We start from the raw sequence: 19,427 nt of genomic DNA, 5'->3' as shown, positions 1-19,427 counted from the left end.
TGAACGCTTTCTCGATCACCTTCAGTGACCGCTGGCCGGGCGCTGAGACCTACTGACAACCACGGCCGGAAACACCGTTCGCGTTACAGTCCCCGGAGCACGGAGCGGTCCTGATGTCTGTCAGGACATAGGCAGCGGCGACCAGTGCCGAGGCATGTCGCGAAAGCCACTCGTTTCCTTGTGATGATCAGCTTGACGTCGGGTCCCTGCCAGATCCAGGTCGGGGCAGCAGTGAGGACGAGCCAGAAGGCCCAGTAGTTCAGCCTGATGACCTGACGGCCTCGGCGAGCACGATCAGGGCAAGCAGGAGAAGCCACAGTGCTACGCCGCTGGGGCGGGGCAGCCGTGCGGGCGGGCTGCCCGGCGCGCAGGCTCCAGCGTATGACCCGCGCCCCCAACGTAAAGCTGATCGAAGACTGCGGGACTCAACACCGCTTGGCTGACGCGACACGCTCGCCACCAGGCAGAGCACTGCACCTTTACCTTACGCCTCAAGAATTCCGCCGGGATCACCACGCCGTCGATCCGCCGTCCGCTCTGGACACTGAGCTACCCCGCGACTTCCCCGGACTTCAGCGAATCCCGCGCCGCCGATTCGCCGCGACCAGCGCGACAATGCTCAGCGAGGCCGTCGCCAAAAGATAGTAACCAGGCGAAACAGGTGATCCGGTGGCCGCGATCATCGCGGTCGGGATGGTCGGCGTGAACCCGCCGACCATCCCGACGGTGGCGTTGTAGGCGAACGAAAGTCCCGTCGCCCTGGTGTGCGCCGGGAACACGTCCGCCATCACCGACGGAAGCGCACCGAAGTAGGTGGCCTTCAGCAGCCCCAGGATCGTCATCGTGATCGTGAGGGTCAGGAACGACGGCGAGGTGGTGACCCACAGGTACAGCGGCACCACGCCGGCCCCGATCACCGCCGCGGCACCGATCATGATCCTGATGCGGCCGTGCCGGTCGGTGAGCAGCCCGACGATCGGTGTCACGACGGTCAGGATGGCGGCGGTGATCATCAGGGCGACGAACGAAAGCGAGTCGTCCAGGCCGAGATTCTTGATCGCGAAGGTCGGCAGTGACTGAAGGATGAAGTTCAGCGAGGTCGAGACGACCAGCGCTCCCCCGGCGATCAGCAGGCCGCCCCACTGGAAGCGGAACAGCGTCCGGACCGGTGCGGACTTCGGCTGATTCTCCTTCGTGGCCTCGGGTTCGTCGACGTGGCGCCGGATGTAGTAGCCGACCGGGCCGACGAGCAGCCCGAAGACGAACGGGATCCGCCAGCCCCAGGAGGTCATCGCGTCGGCGCTGAGGGAAGCGGTCAGCCCGGCGGCGAACCCGGCGGACATCAGTGTCGCGAAACCCTGGCTGGCGAACTGAAAACTGCCGAGGAAGCCTTTGCGGCGGCCGTCCTGTTCAATCAGGAACGACGTGGCCGCCCCGAATTCCCCGCCCGCGGCGAAGCCCTGGATCAGCCGCGCGACGATCACGCCGACCGGCGCGAGGAAACCGATCGTCGCGTAGCTCGGCATCACCGCCAGCAGGAACGTCCCGGCGACCATCAGCCAGATGGTCAGCACCAGCGCCTTCTTTCGGCCGAACCGGTCGGCGTAGGCGCCGAGCACGAGACCGCCGAGCGGACGCACGAGGAACGTGATGCCGAAGACCGCGTACGCCTGCACGAGCTGGACGGCGGCGTTCCCGCCGGGGAAGAAGGTCTTGCCGATATAGGCCGCCATCAGCGCGTATACGCCGAGGTCGAACCATTCGAGCGCGTTGCCGATGGTCGCGGCGGCGATCGCGCGCCGGGTGGACGACGGCGTGCGCTGCCTGGCCACCGTCCGCTCGCCCATCATGCGTCCCCGCCGCGCCGTCCGAGCGCGTGGAACAGTGCCGCGGCGAGGACGATTCCCTCGCGGGCGATCGGCGCGAGCAGGTGTTCGTCGGGCGCGTGCTGCAGGCATCCGGGATAGGAGTGCGGCAGCCACAGCGTCGGGAGGCCGAGGATGTCGGTGAACACATGGTTCGGCAGCCCTCCGCCGAAGCTCGGCAGGACCGCCACGCGCCGATCGGAAACCTCGTCGAGGACACTCTTCGCCCAGCCGACCCACGGGTCGTCGACAGGCGTGCGGCTGGCGCGGAAACTGCCCTCGGCGGTGACGTCGACCATGGAAAACCCTTGGGCGGCAAGGTGTTTCTTGATCGCCTCGCCCACTCCGTCGACGTCGGTTCCCGCGACGTAGCGCAGTTGCAGCATCGCTCGTGCGCGACCGGGGATGGCGTTGACCGGCCGGTCGATGTCCGCGGCGCCGAGCGAGAGGACTTCGAGGGTGTTCCAGCCGTACAGCCGCTCCGCCGCGGTCAACCCGGTGTCGCCCCAACTCGCGTCCAGCGCCGGATCGCCCGGTTTGTTCCCGATCTCGAGTCCGGCAAGCGCCGCGCGGACGCTGTCCGGGAGCTCGGGCGGCAGGAGTTCCGGCACCTGGACGCGGCCGTGCCCGTCGACGAGACAGGCGATCGCCCCGGCGAGGGTGGTGGCGGGGTTGCGCAGCACGCCACCCCAGTTCCCCGAGTGGTAGGCGTCGGGGCGGAGGTCGATGTCGAGGGCGATCCGGACACTGCCTCGCGCGCCGAGGAACAGCGTCGGCGTCGCCGCGTCCAGGCGCGGGCCGTCGGACGCGATGAGGACGTCGGCGCTCAGTGCCTCCCGGTGCACCGAGACGAACTCGTCGAGCCCCGGCGAGCCGATTTCCTCCCCTGTCTCGACCAGGAACTTGAGGTTGAACCCGAGCGAACCCGTCTCGGCGAGGAGCAGCCTGAGCGCGGTCAGGTTGATCAGGTGTTGCCCCTTGTTGTCCGCCGAACCTCGGCCGTACCAGCGTTCACCGTCGGCGGTCAGCGTCCACGGGTCCCGGCCGTCACTCCACCGGCCCACGTGCCCATCGACGACATCCGCGTGGCCGTAGCACAGGAGTGTCGGCAGCTGTGGCGACTCGATCCGGGTGCCGATCAGGAACGGGCCGCCGCCGGGATCCGGATTGGGATGGATCGCCACGGAACAGCCGAGCGCGGTCAGTGCCGGGGTCAGCACCTCATCCAGATATGCCTTGATGGCAACGCGGCCGCTCGGATGATCACTCACGGTCGGATACCCGACGAGCTCGGCGAGTTCGGCGAAGAACGCTCCCGAGTCAACGTGCTCGTGGGCCTTCGCGACCAGTTCTGCAGCGAACACCGTGTTGTCTCCCGATTCGCTCGTCGAGTGTCGCAGAGGAGCGTAAGTCGGTTTGCGTATCCGGACCATTGCCGTTTACCGTGCTCCGCGTTCTCATTGCGGCAAACCTGCGGAGATCTGATGCGACTACTGCCGATCGCGTTGACGTACTTCCTCGAAGTCGCCCGCACCGGCTCGGTGTCCGAGGCGGCGACGGAACTGACGGTGGCGCCGTCCGCGATCAGCCGCCAGATCGCCAAACTCGAAGCGGGTCTCGGGGTGCCGTTGTTCGTCCGGCATCCGCGCGGCATGGTGCCGACCGAGGCCGGGACCCGGCTGCTCGACCACGTCCGGCGCAGCGAGGCCGAATCGGCCGTTCTCGTCGACGAACTCCGCACCGGCCGCGGCCTGCACGCCCGGTCCCTGACGGTCGCCTGCTCCGAGGGATTCGCCCGCCGCGTGGTCCCGCAGGCGATCGCCGCCTTCCGGCGCGTGCACGACGTCACGTTCCACATCGACGTCGTCACCAGGGACGAAGCGACTCGACGGGTACTCGAAGGCGCGGCCGACGTCGCCGTCACGTTCGCGACCGGGCCTCAGCACGGGGTGCGGGTCGAGAGCGCGGTCGTCGTCCCGGTGTACGCGATCGTCCCGCTCGATCATCCGCTGACCAGCCGCGACTCCGTCGAACTCGCCGAACTGTGCCGTCATCCGCTCGCGCTCCCGGCGCCGGGCCAGAGTCTGCGCGACCTGTTCGACATCGCCGCCCGGATCGAGAATCTCGCGGCCCATCCGGTGCTGGAATGCAACGAACTGAGCCCGAAATACGAGTTCGTCCGCTGCGGTGGCGGGATCGCGCTCGTCGGCGGTCTGGGTGACATCGAGCAGGACGCGGCCACCGAAGGCGTCGCCTACGTGCTCCTCGACAACGCCGTGTTCCGCAAACGCGAGGCCCAGGTGCAGACCATGGCGGGACGGACGTTGTCGTTGGCTGCCATGCGGTTCACCGCGCTGCTGACCTCGTTCGTACGCCCGCCGGTCAGCCGATCAGCACCCCGGGATTGAGGATCCCGGCCGGGTCGAGCGCGGCTTTGGCGGCGGCGAAGGCGGCGGAGAAGGGGCCGGGACGCTGCCGGTCGTACCAGGGCCGGTGATCGCGGCCGACGGCGTGGTGATGGGTGATCGTGCCGCCGTGGCCCGCGATCGCCTCGGAAACCGCGGCCTTGATCTCGTCCCACTGGGCGACCGTGCTCCCCCAGCGCCCGGCGGCGTAGATCCCGTAGTAGGGCGCGGGGCCGTCCGGGTAGACGTGGCTGAACCGGCATGTGACGACACCGGCGCCGCCGCACACCTCGTCGATCGCGATGCGCGCCGCCGAGGTGATCGCGTCGTGGAACTCCGGGAAACCGTCCCAAGTGCACGCGGTCTCGAAGGTCTCCACGATCAGCGACCGGCGGGCGAGCGCGTCACGTTGATAGGGCATCCGCAGGAAGGACGACCGCCACGTCGAAGCGCTGTCCTGGCCGGCGGAATCCTTGCTGCGCCTGGCTTTCACGACACCGCCGTGGCCAGCGGTCACTTCGAGCGCGCGGTCGAGCCAGGTGTCGACCGGGTGGTCGGCGGATTCGAACGCGACCAGCAGGAGACCACCGCCCACACTCGCGCCCGCGTTGATGAGAGCCTCAGCCGGGTCGAGGAGCCGGCAGTTCGACGGATAGAGCCCGGACTGCGCGATCGCGCGGGTGGCGGCGACCGCGTCCTCCTGCCGTTCGAAGGCGACCGACGCGGTCACCTGCCACACCGGCCGGTCCTGCAGGCGCATCCAGGCTTCGGTGATCACGCCGAGCGTGCCCTCGGAGCCGAGGAACATGCGGTCCGGCGAGGGACCGGCGCCCGAGCCCGGCAGACGTCGCGATTCACTGATCCCGGCGGGCGTGACGACGCGCAGAGCTTCGGTGAGATCGTCGATATGCGTAGCGAGAGTGGCGAAATGCCCACCCGCGCGGGTGGCGAGCCAGCCGCCGAGCGTCGAATGGGCGAACGACTGCGGGAAATGCCGCAAGGTCAGCCCAAGCGGGCGAAGGCGGTCTTCCAGAGCCGGTCCGAAGATCCCGGCCTGGATCCGCGCCGCGCGACTGACCGTGTCCACTTCGAGCACGTCGCCGAGGCCGGCCAGGTCCATCGAGACCGCCGGGCCGTCGAACCGCGGTTCGACCCCACCGACCACGGAACTGCCGCCGCCGTAAGGAATCAGCGGGGTACCGGAAGCGGCACACCAGTCGAGGAGGTCGACGACGTCCTGTTCCGTCCGCGGCCGGGCGACCAGATCCGGGACATGGTCGACCCGCCCGAGCAGATTGCGGACGACGTCGCGGAACGCCTTGCCGCGGGCGTGGGACAACCGGTCGGCCGGTGCGTCACCGCACAACGCGGCGAGCGCCGCGGGCGGGCGGATTCGCGATGCCGGGACGCCGAGCTCCGCCGGGTCGGGCGGGGCGTGGTCGGTGAAGTCGTGGCCGGGCAGCACACCCGCGGTGCGGGCCACCAGCGCGTCGGACTCCTCTCGGGACAGTTCGCCGTCGAGGGTGCCCCAACCCCACCAAGACCGTTCTTCGGGCATCGTCGCCTCCGTTCGATCTGACTGACCAGTAAGTTACTTATCGGTCAGTTACCGTGTCAACGAACACCGATAGCGTGTGCCGTCGTGGCACCAGGTCCTCTGATCTACCTCGACCACGGCTGAAGGCACTCCCCGGAGAACTCGTCTGGGCCACGACGTGGCTGCACGACGCCAACGACGCGCTCGCCCCAAGACTCGGCCTGCCCCGCTTGCCGGTGGTGGACTGGCCCGAGCCATCCGACACCGACGAGGCCGACGCTCGCATCGGCCTGCACTGGAAGACGCGGCCTCTGCTGGAACATGCCCAGAACCGCCCGTTCGTCTGGGTCGACGACGAGATCTCCGAGATCGATCGCGACTGGGTGTCCGGTCACCACGCCGCGCCGGCCCTGCTGCACCGCGTCGATCCTCGACGCGGCCTGACCGGCGCCGACTACCGCGAGCTCGGCGAGTGGCTGTGGAAAGCTTGCCGCTCCTGACACACAGGACAGCTCTTCCGTCCAAGGCCGATTCGAGGCCTTCGACGCTTTACAACGTTGTATCAACGATGTAAAAACATCCTGACGGCCAGCCGTGGCCCGGCTCACACCGGTTCCCCGGCCACGGGGTCGTGGTTTCACGCCTGCACAGGTCCAGTGGGAGGCACACCTCCGCCGAGGCGGCCGCCCCCGGAGAAGGGTGTCGAGCAGATGTTGCCAACGTTGTCACCACACCGTCCCCGAAAGCCGGGACGCTTCCGGAAATCGCTGGCGACCGCGGTCGCGGTGGTCTCCGCGCTGGCGTTGACGTCTGGGGCCGCGACGGCCGCGGAGAGCGGCTGGAAGATGGGCAAGCCCCGCCTGACCACCCCGTGGACGAACCAGGTGTCGCCCACGAACGCGTTGCCCGAGTACCCCCGGCCGCAACTGGTGCGCGAGAACTGGCAGAACCTCAACGGGGTCTGGGAGTTCGCCGGCGCCGCGCCCGGCGAGGTTCCGCCCTTCGGCGAGAAGCTCGCCGAGAGGATCCTGGTCCCCTATCCCACGGAATCGGCGCTTTCCGGGATCCAGCGGCACGAGGACTTCATGTGGTACCGGCGGACGTTCACCGTGCCCAGGCACTGGAACGTCGGCAGGGACAACACGCTCCGGATCAACTTCGGCGCCGTCGACTACCAGGCGAAGGTCTACGTCAACGGCAAGGAGGTGGCCGCGCACCAAGGCGGCTACGGCGCGTTCTCCTCGGACGTCACGTCGGCACTGAAACCCTACGGAGAGCAGGAGATCATCGTCGGTGTCGAGGATCGCGCCGACGCGACCTGGCAGCCCGTCGGCAAGCAGCGGCTGGTTCCCGACCGCGGCATCTTCTACGAGGGCGCCTCGGGCATCTGGCAGACGGTCTGGATGGAACCGGTCGCGGCGAAGCACATCGGCACGCTCGACATGGTCCCCGACCTCAATTCCTCCACGCTCAAGCTCACCGTGGACACCGGCGGGAACTCCGGGCTCACCGTCGAGGCCGTGGTCCGCGACGGCAGGAAGGTGGTCAGCCGCAGCAAGGCATCCGCCTCCGGGACGATCTCCCTGCCGGTGCCCAAGGCGAAGCTCTGGTCGCCGGATTCGCCGTTCCTCTACGACCTCGACGTCGATCTGAAGGACGGCCGCCGCACTGTCGACAAGGTGTCGTCCTATTTCGGCATGCGCGAATTCGGCACCGCCAAGGGCGCCGACGGCAAACTCCGGTTCACCCTCAACGGGAAGATCCTTTTCCTCCAGTCCACTTTGGACCAGGGTTACTGGCCGGACGGCATCTACACCGCGCCGACCGACCAGGCGCTGCGCTTCGACCTCGAACAGCACAAGGTCCTCGGTTTCAACACGGTCCGCAAGCACATCAAGACCGAACCCGACCGCTGGTACCACCACGCCGACAAACTCGGCCTGCTCGTCTGGCAGGACATGCCGTCGATGCGCACCGGCGGACGTCCGCCCGCCGACGCCCAGCGGCAGTTCCAGGTCGAGCTGAAGGAATTGGTGGAGCAGAAGAAGAACTGGACCTCGATCGTCGGCTACGTGCCGTTCAACGAGGGCTGGGGCGAGTGGTCGCGCGAGACCACCGGCAAGATCGCCGGCGACGTCAAGGCCCAGGACCCGACCCGGCTGGTCAACGCGCACAGCGGTGTCAACTGCTGCGACTCCCTCGGCGATTCCGGCAAGGGCGACGTCATCGACTGGCACGCCTACCCTGGCCCCGCGAAGCCGATGCCCGACGGCAAGCGGATTTCGATCGACGGCGAACACGGCGGCTATGGCCTCGAAGTCGAGAACCACATGTGGTTCGGCGAAGGCCACGCCTACGAGATGGTGCAGGACCAGGCGACGCTGAACAGCCGCTACGTCCAGAACCAGCGCGACGTGCTCGCGTCGGCGCAGAGCTGCGGTATCAGCGGCTCGATCTACACGCAGATCACCGACGTCGAACACGAGGTCAACGGCTTCTTCACCTACGACAGGCAGGTGAAGAAGATGGACTTCGCCCAGGTGCGGGCGGTCAACCAGGCGATCGTCCGCAACGCCGACGGCAGCGGCTCCGGCGCGCCCGGCCCGGGCCCCGGCACTCCCGGGATCGACGGCGTGCACGCCTACAAGTTCGACGAGGGCACCGGATCCAGCGCCAAGGACTCGGTCGGCACCGCGCACGCCACGCTGACCAACGCGCAGTGGGCGGGCGGTGTCCAGGGTGGCGCACTGGCCTTCGCGGGCAACGGGCAGGCCGACACCGGAGCGAACCTCGTGAACACGGCGGGCAGCTACTCGGTTTCGGCGTGGGCCAAGCTGGATGAGGCGAGCGGCGCGTTCCAGACCGTCGTCAGCCAGGACACCGGCCGCGACAGCGCGTTCTTCCTGCAGTACTCCGGACAGGACCAGCGGTGGGCGATGAGCTTCGTCGGCCTCCGTGCCCTGTCGCCGGAGAAGCCGGAAGCCGGCCGCTGGTACCACCTGACCGGCGTCCGGGACGCCAAGGCCGGCACGTTGTCGCTCTATGTCGACGGCAAGAAGGTCGGTGCGCGGAACGCCTGCTCCGCCGCACCGAGCACCGGGCACACGGTGATCGGGCGCGGCCAGTACGGCGGTCAGCAGGTCGACTTCCTGCGCGGCGCGGTGGACGACGTCCGGCTCTACGACCGGCCGCTGACCGACGCCGAAGTCGCGACGCTCGCGAAGCGCGACTGAGCCCGGGCACGCGGCGCCGGGGTCACTCCCGGCGCCGCGTGCCGTCCACCCATTCCCGCACGATGTCGCCGAGCACGGGCAGCGGCACCTGCCCGTTCCTCAGCATGACGTCATGGAAATCCCGGATGTCGAAAGACTCGCCCAGGTGTTCCTCGGCGAAGGCCCGTAATCGCTGGATTTCCAGCCTGCCCGTCATGTACGACAGTGCCTGACCGGGCCATTCGATGTACCGGTCGGTCTCGGATTGCACTTCGACGTCGCTCAGCACGCAATGCTCGGCGAGGTAGTCCACGCATTGCTGCCGGGTCCAGCCCAACGCGTGCAGCCCGGTGTCGACGACGAGCCGCGCCGCGCGCAAAGAGTCCTCGGCGACCATGCCCAGCCGCATGACGTCGTCGGAGTACAGGCCCATCTCGTCGGCGAGCCGCTCGGTGTAGAGCGCCCAGCCCTCGTCGAACGCCGAGAGCGGGACGAGCTTGCGCAGCCGGGGCACGTCCTCCAGCTCGTAGGACACGCAAGCCTGGAAATGGTGCCCTGGAACCGCTTCGTGGAAAGCGACCGACTCGGCGATGAACCGGAACCGTTCGGTCACCCGGTAGGTGTTCGTGGAGTAGACCCCGGGACGGGTACCGTCCGCCGACGGCACCATGTAGTACGCCGGCGCCGCCGAGGGGCCATCGGCTTCCGGAACAGCGCGCACCACGCATTCGGCCGACGGCACCCGGCGGAACCAGTCCGGTGCCGCGGCCGTGGCCCGCGCGATCGCTTCCGTCGCGGTCGCGATCATCTCGTCCGCGTCCCGCCAGCACAGCGACGGATCGGTGCGCATCCGCCGCCGGACCGCGACGGGGTCGTCCGCGCCGAACACGGCCGCACCGAGCCGCCGGTACTCCTCGTCCAGCTCCCGGCCGAGTTCGAGGCCGGTCTGGTGCAGTTCCTCCGGCGAGATCCCGGTGGTGGTGTGCGTCCTGACCAGACCCGCGTAGCTCTCCTTGCCGCCGTCCAGCCGGCAGAGACCCGGCCGATCGTCGGAACGGCCACGTCCGGCGATCTCGCGGGCGAGCACTTCGCGATAGGCGACGAGCGCCGGGCGGACCTTCTCGGTGAACAGCCGCCGTCGTCGTTCCGCGCGGTCACCGGTCAGCGGCGGGACGAGCAGCGGATTGGGTTCGGCGGCCAGGAACCGGTCGACGTGGTCGATCGCGCCGCGCACCGCCCGTTCCACCGGGGTCCGGCCCGCCGCGACCCCGGCGCGGTGACGGTCGGCCAGGGCCGCGAAGAACTCCGGGAACGCCGCCAGCCTGGCCAGATAGTCCTCCTCCGCCTGCTCCCCCGACGGCTCCAGCTGCGGAAGCCAGGACAGCACCCCGGTGCCCTCGGCCGCCATCTGATCGGCGAGGGTGAACTCGACACTCCGCGAGTCGAGCCTGGTCAGCAGCGATTCCGCGTGATGGGCGACGACACCGAGGGTGATCCGGTCCGGATCCGTGGAGCGGGCGGCGTGCCCGGCGATGCGGACGGCCCGCTCCCTCAGCCGGTCGTCACCCGCCTCCGAGACGTCCCGCAACTCGTGGTCGTGTCCGGGGATGTTGTCGAAGGTCGCCATCAAGGGCATCTCGGTCGCGAGGACGTCGAGGAGTTCGTCGGCAAGCTCCGCCGCCGTCGGCTGTTCGCTCATATCCGATGACTACCAGAATTTCCGCGCGCTGAGGCGTGCGCCACAAGCGCCACATAGTCGGACGTCCTACTTTTAGGGTGGCTTCGTGAATGACGTCCAGTTCCTCGTCGAGAGTGGAATCGGCCGGATCACGCTGAACCGGCCGCGTGCGCTGAACTCGCTGAACCACGGCATGGTCCTCGCCATGCTCGACCACCTCGAAGCGTGGCGCACCGACCCGGGTGTCCGCGCCGTGCTGATCGACGGCGCCGGCGATCGCGGGCTCTGCGCGGGCGGCGACATCCGCGCCATCTACGAGGACGCCCGCGCCTGCGGCACCGCGTCCCTGCGGTTCTGGGCCGACGAGTACCGCCTCAACACCGTGATCTCGCGCTATCCGAAGCCCTACCTCGCGCTGATGGACGGGCTCGTCATGGGTGGTGGCGTCGGCGTCTCCGCGCACGGCAGCCACCGGATCGTCACCGAACGCTCCCGGGTCGGCATGCCCGAGACCGGGATCGGCTTCGTCCCGGACGTCGGCGGCACGTACCTGTTGTCCCGCACGCCCGGCGAACTCGGGACGCATATGGCGCTCACCGCCGGGGCGATCTCGGGACCCGACGCGATCCACTGCGGACTCGCCGACCATTTCGTGCCCAGCGAACGGATCCCGGACCTGCTCGACGCGCTGGCGGCCCGTACACCGGACGACGCGCTGGAGCTGATCGCCGAACCCGCGCCGCCGAGCACGCTGGCCGGGGACGCCCCCTGGATCGACCGGTGCTACGCGGCGGACACCGTCGAGGAGATCCTGGGCAGGCTCCACGCCGAGGGGGACGCCGCGGCCACCGCGGCCAAGGAGATCGAGGCGAAGTCGCCGACCGCGCTGAAGGTGACCCTGCGGGCACTCCGGTCGGCCGCCGCGATGCCCGATCTGGAAACCGCGCTGGCGCAGGAGCTCCGGATCTCGACCCACGCGCTCTCGTCCGCCGAGTTCGCCGAGGGGATCCGAGCACAGATCATCGACAAGGACCGCTCCCCGAAGTGGTCCCCCGCCACACTGTCCGAAGTGGACGACGAGCTCGTCGACGCCTACTTCGCCTGACCGGTGATCGCCCGGTAGAGCGGCCGCAGCAGGGCGGTGACCGAGGTTCCGTCCACTGTGGCCGTGAGCGGCGGGACCTCGTCGAGCAGTCCCAACGGGTCCCCGGCCCGCGGCCGTCGCGTGTTCGTGACGTCGCCGGCCGGGCCCCAGCCGAAGAAGTCGTCCATCACCTCGTCGAGACCAAGGGGCTCGGCCTCCGCTGACGGGGCGGTCACCCGGGCACCCGCCTGCCGTCCGATCTCTTCGAGCAAGGCCGTGCGGTCGCGGCCGCGGAGCGTGAAGATGGCGAACGGGTCCGCCTCCTCTTCGAGCGCGATCAGCCCGGCGACGAGGTGATCGCAGGGAACGCGGGTGCCGGGGCAGGTGCAGTCCAGCGACAGTTCCCACGCCGCCTCGGGGAACAACGGCACCTGCTCGGCGGCGAAGAAGCGATCGATGTCGTCCGGGATCCGGCCGTCGAGCAAGGCCGTCTTCGCGGTCTCGTCCGCGGCGACGGCGGCGACGACCGCCGTCCACACCTGCTTGCCGAACGTCGGCAAGCCGATGCGGACCTCGTAGAACCGCTGCCGGGTCACCCGGACGCCGGCGACCGCGGCGCCGGGCCCGATTGTGAGCGTGTCGACCCGGCAGGGCGGCACGAGTCCTTTGTGGACACCCAATTCGCCGAGTGCCCGGAGGAATCCGTCAGTCATCGCCCGCCTCCCGTCCGAGCGCGAAGACCTCGCGCAGCGAATCGGTGGACAGCTCCGTGAGCCAGTCCTCCCCGTCGGTGACGACGAGATCGGCCAGCGCTTCCTTCTTGGTGATGACGGCGTCGATCCGCTCCTCGATGGTGCCGGGGCAGACGAACTTCCGCACCTGGACGCTGCGCCGCTGGCCGATGCGGAAGGCGCGGTCGGTGGCCTGCTCCTCGACCGCCGGATTCCACCACCGGTCGAGATGCAGGACGTGGGTGGCCGCGGTGAGCGTCAGCCCCGCTCCCCCGGTCTTCAGTGACGCGAGCAGGATCGACGGACCCTCGCCCGACTGGAAGTGCTCGACGATCGAGTCGCGGCGCCGCTGCGAAAGGCCACCGTGCAGGAAGGCGATCTTCGCGTTCATCCGATGCGAAAGATGCGGTACGAGCAGGTGCCCGAATTCCGCGAACTGGGTGAAGCACAACGCGCGATCACCGGCGTCCAGGATCTCCGCCAGGAGCTCTTCGAGCCGGTTGACCTTGCCGGAACGGTGCCCGATCGGCGAGCCGTCGTGCAGCAGATGCGCGGGGTGGTTGCAGATCTGCTTGAGCTTGGTGATCGCGGCGAGGATGTTGCCACGCCGTTTGACCCCGGCGCTGTCGGCGATCTTGGTCATCATCTCGTCCACGGTGGCGCGGTACAGGGTCACCTGTTCGCGGGTGAGGCGGTACTCCTGGAGGATTTCGATCTTCTCGGGAAGGTCGGCGAGTACGGTGGGATCGGTTTTGAGGCGCCGCAACAGGAACGGCCGGGTCAGCCGACGCAGCTCGGTGGCCGCGGGAAGATCGCCGCGCCGTTCGATGGGCACCTCGAACCGCTCGCGGAACTCCTGCCTGCCACCGAGCACACCGGGGTTGAGCAGATCCGAAAGCGACCACAGGTCGGCGAGCCGGTTCTCCACCGGCGTCCCGGTCAGCGCGATCCGGTGCCCGGCGGTAATCCGGCGCAAGGCCTGCGCGGGCCCGGTGTTCTGGTTCTTGACCGCCTGCGCCTCGTCGAGCACGAGCCGGTGCCACCGGATGGCCGCGAGCTCGTCGGCGTCGCGGGCGGCGGTCGAGTAGGTGGTGACGACCAGGTCCGCGCCCTCGGTCCGGACGCGGCCGCGATCGGCGCCGTGATGGAGGTGGACGCGCAGTTCGGGTGCGAACTTCGCCGCCTCCCGCTGCCACGTCCCGAGGAGCGACATCGGACAGACGAGCAGCGTCGGCCGCCTGTCCCCCTGTGCCCGCTCGATCGCTTCGAGCGCGAGCAGCTGGACGGTCTTGCCCAGCCCCATGTCGTCGGCGAGGCAGGCCCCGAGCCCGATCGACGCCATGAACGAAAGCCACGCGACACCGCGGCTCTGGTAAGGCCGCAGGGTCGCCAGGAACGTCGACGGGGGCTCGACCGGCTCGATCGTGCGCTGGACACGACCGGCGAGGAAGTCGTCGATCCAGCCGTCGGTCGTGACCTCGGTGACCGGGAGCGGCGTGTCGTCGAACCCGTGGAGCAGGGCCAGCAGGTCCGCGGAGGTGGGCAGCGGCGGTTTCTCGCGGTCCGGGTCGCGGCGGAGGTATTCGAGACCGGAGCGCAGCAGTTCGGGGTCCACGCTCACCCAGCGGCCGCGCAGCCGGACCAGTGACGACTTCGCGGCCGCCAGCCCGGCGAGTTCTTCGTCGGTCAGGGCGTCTTCCCCGACGGCGAGCGCCCAGCGGTAGGAGGCGAGCTGGTGACGGCCGAGCCGATGCACGGCGGCCTGGTCGACCGGCGCGCCGCGCACGGACAGCTTGAGCGCCAGCTTGCGCCTGCCGCCCCAGCTCGCCGGGAGCTGGACGTCGAATCCGGCCGCCACCAGCCGTTCCGCGCCGCCGTCGAGGAACTCCACGGTTTCGGCGACAGTGAGGTCGTAGATACCCGGCTTCTCGGCCTCGACCGCGGGGCCGAGCAGCGGCAGCACACCGGCGGCGCGCTCCAGCTCGGCGGTGAACAGGCCCTCGGGGTCGGTGAACTTGGCGCCGGCCTCACCGGACCAGACGTCTTCCGCCGGAAGCAGGAGGCTCGGATCGGCCGTGGAGCGCAGGAGGAACCGCAACTGCCACTTGGTCCCGTCGCCGGTCTGGTCGTCGGGGTCGTCGGCCGGGCCGTGCAGCGTGGGGACCTCGTCGAGCCGGAAGCAGACGGTGCCCTCGGTCAGGTCGGTGTCGCCGACCGCGTCCCAGGCGGCGATGCCCTCGGCGACGATCCCCATGCGGCCCGGCGCCTGGCCGATCCGGTCGTCGGCGCTCTTCAGCGCGTGGAGCCACGACCCGAACGGGCCCTCACGGCCATCGCTTTCCGTGGCATGTCCGGCGGCGGCCAGGCGATCGCGGACCGCCGCGTCGACCAGGGTGTGGAGCGCGTCGGTGACGAGCGCCGCCGGATCCGGCCCGGGATGTTCGGCCCGGCCGACCGGCGGGGTGGCCGCGATCAGCGCCCGGACCGCGACCGCGTCACCTCCCCGGGCCACGGGCCGCCAGCGTGCCCGCGCCACGATCTCGTTCCGCACGAGCGTGGGCAGCACGCGGCCGCGGCGCACCAGATCGTCCGCCAGCCGGACGACGGCGCGGAGATGGCGGACCGAGGTGCCGTAGCCGACCGTCTCGGCCAGGTCCTCCAGCTCCGATGGGTCGATCAGGAGCGCGGGCACCGACCAGGGTTCCAGCGTCAGCTCCTGCTGCGGGCGGCCGCGGGAGCCCAGTTCGGGCGAGGCGACCGGACCGCCGCGACGCGACGGAAGCAGAAGAACGGCCGACGCCGGTTTGCCGGGGTGCAAGGCGGTCAGATCCGCGACCGACGCGGCGAACGGGTGCGGCCGGGCCGCGCTCGACGGCCGCATCGACGTCGTCGCCGGGCGGTCGCCGTGCTCGCCCCAGAGCACGATCCCGCGGCCCCGGGACCACAGGCCGTGCACGACGAGTGGCGACATGGTCCTCCTTCCGCGGTCTGGTCCCTCCAGCATGCCCGGGACCGATCAGCGTCCGGTCAGCGAGGGTCACACCATCGTGTGGCTAGGCGGCGGCCGACCGCTCTTCTAACCTGATCAGTTCATCCCCACACGGAAGCGATCCTTCGATGACCGACGGAGAAGCACGCGCCGGCGTGCTTTCGAAACGCGCGCTCGTGATCGCGTCGCACGCCGTGGAGCGAGCCGCGCTCGCCGAAGGCACCGACGAAGACATGGTCGTCCTCGCGCTCTTCCAGCGACTGCCCTACTTCGAACGGGAACGGGAGGTCTACGCCAGGATCGCGCGCCGCGCGGCCGTCACTGTCGTCGGGATGGTCGATTCGGGCCGTCCGGACCTGCCGCACGGCGTGACCCCTGTCCTGTTGCGTGCCGAGGAGAGCCTCGCCCACGAGTGGTCGGTCGCGGTGCTCACCTCGACCTTCGGCGGCTCGGTCGTCGCCCAGGACCTCGACGATGTCGACCCGTCGGCGTCCACGGTGGAAGCCGCGCGGCGGTTCCAGGGCCGCTGGGGTTTCCGCCGCGACGAGGCCTACGCCGAGGTCGTCCGCCTGCGCGACGCGCTCGGTGATCGCCTGCCGCCCACCGCGCGGATCAAGATCGACGAAGTGCTGAACAGCGTGACGACTCCTGCGGCGGCTCCCGTGGAGAACCGGGCGGAAGCGGCGCTGCGTCACCTCGCCGGGCGACTGGAACGGCGCGCGCCGTCGAAACCGGAGGAACCGGCGCTCGCGATCGATCCCGACACCGGGCTGGCGACCATGGCCGGGATCTCCGGCTGGCTGGGCGCGTCGACCGACACCGTCCCCCTCGGGCTGATCATGATCACCGTCGACGATCTCGCCGAGGTCGGCAGACGCCACGGCGACCGGGTCAGGATGCACACCGAACAGAACATCGCGGACCTGATCCGCGAGGATCTGCGCCCTCTTGACAGAGCCGTGCGGCTCGGAACCGACGAATTCCTCCTCGTTCAGCCCGCTTTGGACGCCGCCGACCTCACCGAACACAGCCTCCGTCTCGAACGGCGGCTCGGCGCGCTCCACGCGACCTACCCGTTCGTGGATCTACATCCGCGGACGACCACCATGCTCACCCGGAAGCGGCCACTTCCCGTGCACTCCCTGCGCGGACAGCTGAAACAGGTGCGGTCGACGGCGTTGTGGCCGCCCAGCCAGGGCATGCTCCCGACACCGAACGGCACTGGTTCGACCTGGTTCCACTGATACGGTCACTCCGGTGGATACCGTCCTGGACACGATCGATCCGCGCGAGGCGCTGACGATCCTCGGCCCCTCGAAAGCCAAGATCCGCGGCGGTGACGCGTCCGGGGAGACCGGCGAGGTGTGGCCCGAACCGCTGCTACGCGCGCGGGCCGACGTCCTGGAGCGGTCCAAGGTGGACAACGGTGGGTTGCGGCAGGCCTGGCTGCGCTACACCGGGAACTTCTACCGGAACGTCGGCGGCGCGCTGGCCGAGGCCGCCGGAAGCGGTCGGTTGCTGCTCCTCAGCGGCGGCTACGGCATCTTGCGCGCCGACGAGCCGAGCCTACTACGACCGGAAACTCAAACTCGGCGACTGGCCGTCCGGAGTGCTGGAAAGCGCCGTACTCGGGGAGGCGCGCCGGATCGGGGCGACGAAGGTGGTCACGTTCGTGTCCGCCAGCGCCGACTACGCGAAACTGATCCGGCGAATCCCTTGGGACACCTCGGAAATCGGCGGCGTGCTGGTCACGATCGACTTTCATGGCGGCGGCGCGCAGGTCGAGGTGCCACGGCGGCTGGCTCACGCCTTCGGCGCATGGTGGCGCCGGTCGCCGTCGGACTACCCGCCGGGCATGGTCACCGAAGAACTCGGGTGAACCCGGTCACGGCGACTCGGCTTCGGACAGCAGGCGCGCGGCGCGGAGGAACGCCGCCCGGTCACCGGCGGAAAGCCGTCCGAGCAACCGTTCCTCCTGCTCCTGGATCTTCGACTGAGCCGACCTTCGCGCGGTGCGGCCGGCTTCGGTGATCCCCAGCAGCCGGACCCGGCGATCCTTCGGGTCCGGCTCGCGGGTGATCAGCCCGTCCTCTTGAAGGTTGTCGAGGGTGCCGATGATCCGAGTCTTGTCCGCGCCGATCGCCTTCGCGAGGGCGGCCTGCGTGCGGACGGGCCCGTCGTCGAGCGCGCTCAGCACCACGTAGCCCCACATGGTCAACCCGTGCTCGGCCAGCACCGGCGTCTCGGCGTTCATCAGCCGTCGCATCAGCCCGCCGAGCATCGCCGCGAGATCCGGCCTCCCCTGCTCCGCCATGCGCAGACCATACCGACCTGGTCGGCGGAACCTGTTGACGAACTCGTACGCATGCGTAGATGATACGCGCATGCCTATCGATGAACTTCGCATCCTCGACGCCCTTGTGACCCGGGCCAGCCTCGACCTCGTCAGCGAGATCGCCCCCGCGGATCTGACCAAGCCGACCCCGTGCAGCGCATGGACCTTGCACGGCCTGCTGGCGCATATGACCACCCAGCACCACGGTTTCGCCGCCGCGGCCGAGAGCGAGAGCCACCTCGACCATTGGCGGCTGCTCCCGCTGGACGACGACCCCGTCGCCACCTACCGCGCCTCGGTGAACCGGGTCCTGAACGCTTTCGCCCCCCACGACCTCGCCGACCGGAAGTTCGCTCTTCCCGAGTTCTCCACCGAAATCACCTTCACCGCGGAGCAGGCACTGGGCTTCCATTTCGTCGACTACCTGGTGCACTCCTGGGACGTGGCCAAAACCCTCGGCCTGCCGCTCGAGTTCCAGCGCGAGGTGCTCGACGCCGGACTGGGCTTCGCAAAGGCGATCCCGGACGGGAAGAACCGGAAGGCTCCGGGCGCCGCCTTCGGCCCGGCCGTCGACACACCAGGGCAGTCCGATCTGGACACGATCGTCGCCCTGCTCGGCCGATCGCCGTCGTGGCCGGATCAGGTGGTCGCGGCGTGATGCGCGGCCTCGAGGATCCGGGCGGTGACCAGCTCCGGTTTCTCCAGGGACAGCCCATGAGTCGTCTTGGGAACGACTTCGACCTCGATGCGCGGATTCAGCGAGTCGAGCCGGGCCGCCACCTCGCGGGCACACTGGATGACACTGCGTTCGGCGACGATGATCCGGGTGGGCACATCGATCGCCGACAACTCGTCATCGCTGAACAGGTGCATCTCCGGTAGTCGCTGTTTGTACTTGAGCGCGGCGAACAACAGGGGCCGCACGGTGTGCCGCACGTCCGGATCGCCGGAAGCCACCAGCCGGAGAAGCCACTTGGGCAGGAACCAGAGGAAGATCTCCCGGAAGCTCCACCAGATGAAGCTCCGGTCGATCACACCGAACCCCGCGGCTTCGATGGCGACGACACCGGCGATCCGGTCGGTCGTCCGGGTGGCGAGGTTCAAGGCGAGCCAGCCACCTCGCGATACGCCGGCGAGGTGGACCTTTTCGTGGCCGGTTCCCGCGAGCACCCCGTCGACGACCTCGGCGAGCCAGTCCGCGCAGTCCTCCACGGACTCCATGGGAGCGGCCTGGATCGATCGCCCCGGCTCGCCGATGCTGTCGACCGCGTGGATCCGGTGCCGGGCGGCGAGTTCGGCGATATGCGGATACCAGGACAGCGAGGTGCCCATTCCCCCGGAAAGCAGCACGATCGGCGGACCGTCTTCCGGCCCGCAACTCCGGACACGGGTCGGACCGAACCTCGTCTCGATGTCCAGTTCCTCGGCGGGAACCGGCCACTTCCGCAGGATCGCGTCATAAGTGGCGAAGAAGCGCTCCTCGGCCTTCTTGTCGGTGAACTCCCCCAGCATCGGACCTCCTCGAAGTTTTTATAGTGCACTTGCACCATAACAGTGGGTGGCCGTTCCCGCCAGCCCTCGCCGGCATGGC

15 protein-coding genes are annotated in these 19,427 nt (G+C 69.3%); 7 read left to right on the top strand and 8 right to left on the bottom strand.

Annotated features, from left to right (window positions below; genetic code table 11):
* Positions 1-572: 572 nt before the first annotated feature.
* On the bottom strand, positions 573-1,850 hold the full coding sequence (locus AC0685_RS21140) for an MFS transporter (protein WP_478227115.1): 1,278 nt from the start codon (positions 1,848-1,850) through the stop codon (positions 573-575).
* Positions 1,847-3,229 carry a M20 family metallopeptidase gene (locus tag AC0685_RS21135; protein WP_478227114.1) on the bottom strand — a complete coding sequence of 461 codons (1,383 nt, stop codon included), beginning with the start codon at positions 3,227-3,229 and terminating at the stop codon, positions 1,847-1,849. Before AC0685_RS21135 ends, AC0685_RS21140 begins: the two co-directional genes overlap by 4 nt.
* 120 nt (positions 3,230-3,349) lie before the next feature.
* Between AC0685_RS21135 and AC0685_RS21130 the strand changes: the two genes are divergently transcribed.
* Positions 3,350-4,273, top strand: a complete 924-nt coding sequence (locus AC0685_RS21130; RefSeq protein WP_478227113.1) for a LysR family transcriptional regulator — start codon at positions 3,350-3,352, stop codon at positions 4,271-4,273.
* On the opposite strand, the gene AC0685_RS21125 is transcribed toward AC0685_RS21130, so the two are convergent.
* Positions 4,248-5,828: an FAD-binding oxidoreductase gene (locus AC0685_RS21125; RefSeq protein WP_478227112.1), complete on the bottom strand. Its 1,581-nt coding sequence runs from the start codon at positions 5,826-5,828 to the stop codon at positions 4,248-4,250. The two genes, AC0685_RS21130 and AC0685_RS21125, sit on opposite strands and share 26 nt — an antisense overlap.
* A 74-nt stretch (positions 5,829-5,902) precedes the next feature.
* Here AC0685_RS21125 and AC0685_RS21120 point away from each other — a divergent pair, with 74 nt between their 5' ends.
* Positions 5,903-6,307, top strand: coding sequence for an HAD domain-containing protein (locus AC0685_RS21120; protein WP_478227111.1), 405 nt, complete (start codon positions 5,903-5,905; stop codon positions 6,305-6,307).
* A 210-nt stretch (positions 6,308-6,517) separates the two neighbouring features.
* Positions 6,518-9,040, top strand: a complete 2,523-nt coding sequence (locus AC0685_RS21115; RefSeq protein ID WP_478227110.1) for a LamG-like jellyroll fold domain-containing protein — start codon at positions 6,518-6,520, stop codon at positions 9,038-9,040.
* Positions 9,041-9,062: 22 nt separating this feature from the next.
* Here AC0685_RS21115 and AC0685_RS21110 read toward each other — a convergent pair whose 3' ends face one another.
* The gene (locus AC0685_RS21110; protein WP_478227109.1) at positions 9,063-10,718 is read right to left on the bottom strand and encodes a DUF885 domain-containing protein; all 1,656 of its coding nucleotides are present in this window, start codon (positions 10,716-10,718) and stop codon (positions 9,063-9,065) included.
* An 85-nt stretch (positions 10,719-10,803) separates the two neighbouring features.
* Between AC0685_RS21110 and AC0685_RS21105 the strand changes: the two genes are divergently transcribed.
* A complete protein-coding gene (locus AC0685_RS21105) occupies positions 10,804-11,802 on the top strand; it encodes an enoyl-CoA hydratase/isomerase family protein (RefSeq protein WP_478227108.1) in 999 nt (332 codons plus the stop codon).
* Here the strand turns inward: AC0685_RS21105 and AC0685_RS21100 are convergent.
* Both AC0685_RS21100 and AC0685_RS21095 read right to left on the bottom strand, forming a co-directional pair.
* Positions 11,790-12,494 (bottom strand): SWIM zinc finger family protein, encoded by a 705-nt coding sequence (locus tag AC0685_RS21100; protein WP_478227107.1) that lies wholly within the window; start codon positions 12,492-12,494, stop codon positions 11,790-11,792. The two genes, AC0685_RS21105 and AC0685_RS21100, sit on opposite strands and share 13 nt — an antisense overlap.
* On the bottom strand, positions 12,487-15,483 hold the full coding sequence (locus AC0685_RS21095; protein WP_478227106.1) for a DEAD/DEAH box helicase: 2,997 nt from the start codon (positions 15,481-15,483) through the stop codon (positions 12,487-12,489). The genes AC0685_RS21100 and AC0685_RS21095 overlap by 8 nt, the downstream gene beginning before the upstream one ends.
* Before the next feature lie 146 nt (positions 15,484-15,629).
* On the opposite strand from AC0685_RS21095, the gene AC0685_RS21090 reads away from it, so the two are divergent.
* Both AC0685_RS21090 and AC0685_RS21085 read left to right on the top strand, forming a co-directional pair.
* Positions 15,630-16,745 (top strand): sensor domain-containing diguanylate cyclase, encoded by a 1,116-nt coding sequence (locus tag AC0685_RS21090; protein ID WP_478227105.1) that lies wholly within the window; start codon positions 15,630-15,632, stop codon positions 16,743-16,745.
* 428 nt (positions 16,746-17,173) lie between these two features.
* Positions 17,174-17,380 carry a hypothetical protein gene (locus tag AC0685_RS21085; RefSeq protein ID WP_478227104.1) on the top strand — a complete coding sequence of 69 codons (207 nt, stop codon included), beginning with the start codon at positions 17,174-17,176 and terminating at the stop codon, positions 17,378-17,380.
* 6 nt (positions 17,381-17,386) lie between these two features.
* Here the strand turns inward: AC0685_RS21085 and AC0685_RS21080 are convergent, their stop codons facing one another.
* On the bottom strand, positions 17,387-17,815 hold the full coding sequence (locus AC0685_RS21080) for a MarR family winged helix-turn-helix transcriptional regulator (RefSeq protein ID WP_478227103.1): 429 nt from the start codon (positions 17,813-17,815) through the stop codon (positions 17,387-17,389).
* A gap of 70 nt (positions 17,816-17,885) precedes the next feature.
* Here AC0685_RS21080 and AC0685_RS21075 point away from each other — a divergent pair, with 70 nt between their 5' ends.
* Entirely contained in the window at positions 17,886-18,494 is a 609-nt protein-coding gene (locus tag AC0685_RS21075; protein ID WP_478227102.1) for a TIGR03086 family metal-binding protein, read from the top strand.
* On the opposite strand, the gene AC0685_RS21070 is transcribed toward AC0685_RS21075, so the two are convergent.
* Positions 18,476-19,348: an alpha/beta fold hydrolase gene (locus tag AC0685_RS21070; RefSeq protein WP_478227101.1), complete on the bottom strand. Its 873-nt coding sequence runs from the start codon at positions 19,346-19,348 to the stop codon at positions 18,476-18,478. The genes AC0685_RS21075 and AC0685_RS21070 overlap by 19 nt on opposite strands.
* Positions 19,349-19,427: the final 79 nt, after the last annotated feature.

The sequence above is a fragment of the Amycolatopsis sp. NPDC043889 genome (assembly GCF_056435645.1).
The sequence above is the reverse complement of the archived record's forward strand: the minus strand, read 5'-3'. Positions and strand labels throughout refer to the sequence as shown.